The sequence below is a fragment of the Actinacidiphila sp. bgisy167 genome (assembly GCF_965342175.1).
GTDB lineage: Bacteria > Actinomycetota > Actinomycetes > Streptomycetales > Streptomycetaceae > Actinacidiphila.
The window spans coordinates 1-642 of record NZ_CBDRBL010000229.1; the positions used below are offsets into that span (position 1 = coordinate 1).

The 642-nt window shown below is 65.9% G+C and carries 1 protein-coding gene; it reads right to left on the reverse strand.

Features of this window, described 5'->3' with window-relative positions:
• Positions 1 to 52 precede the first annotated feature (52 nt).
• Positions 53 to 397, reverse strand: a complete 345-nt coding sequence (locus tag ACRWND_RS30910; protein ID WP_431955302.1) for a transposase — start codon at positions 395 to 397, stop codon at positions 53 to 55.
• Between the last annotated feature and the right edge of the window lie 245 nt (positions 398 to 642).

Here is a 642-nt window from a genome sequence, read left to right on the forward strand (position 1 = left end):
GAGAATCCGCCGACCCCGTGTGCCCGCCTACTGATGAAGTCGGGGTTCTCGGTCACTTCACCCAGAGGCCCATGCATCGCTTGAAGACATCACGCTCCATCTCCAGCTCACGGATCCGCTTGTTCTTCTCCCCGATCTCCCGGCGCAGCCGCTCCAGCTCCGCCCGCTCGGCCTCCCGCAGCCGACCGCCATCGCCACCGCCACTGGCGGCTGTCGGTTGCACGGGCCGGTCCGAGGACGTCGTCCCGTTGCGCCGCCACCGCGACACCCAGCTGTGCAGCGTGCCCGGATTGATGCCGAGCTCCTCGGCGACCTCCCCGGCCGACCTCCCGGTCTCGACCACGATGCGCACCGCGCGGAACTCGGCGTCGTACGGCGGATTCTTCTTGGACCCCATGAATCCCAACTTCCCCTGCAATCACGGGCTTCACGCTACGAGGGGATGGTCAGGGGTGACCGCAGTGGACGCAGCCACAGTGGTACTGCCCAACTGATCAGACAACGGGCTTCCTTGGTCGTGCTGGTGTCGTAACCGCGTCACTACCAAGGGGCCCGTTCTCTCATGCCCACGGCCGCACCCGAACCTCAGTCCAGACGATCACCTGCTGCCGCTCGAACAAGATCCGGTTTGCCACAACGCAC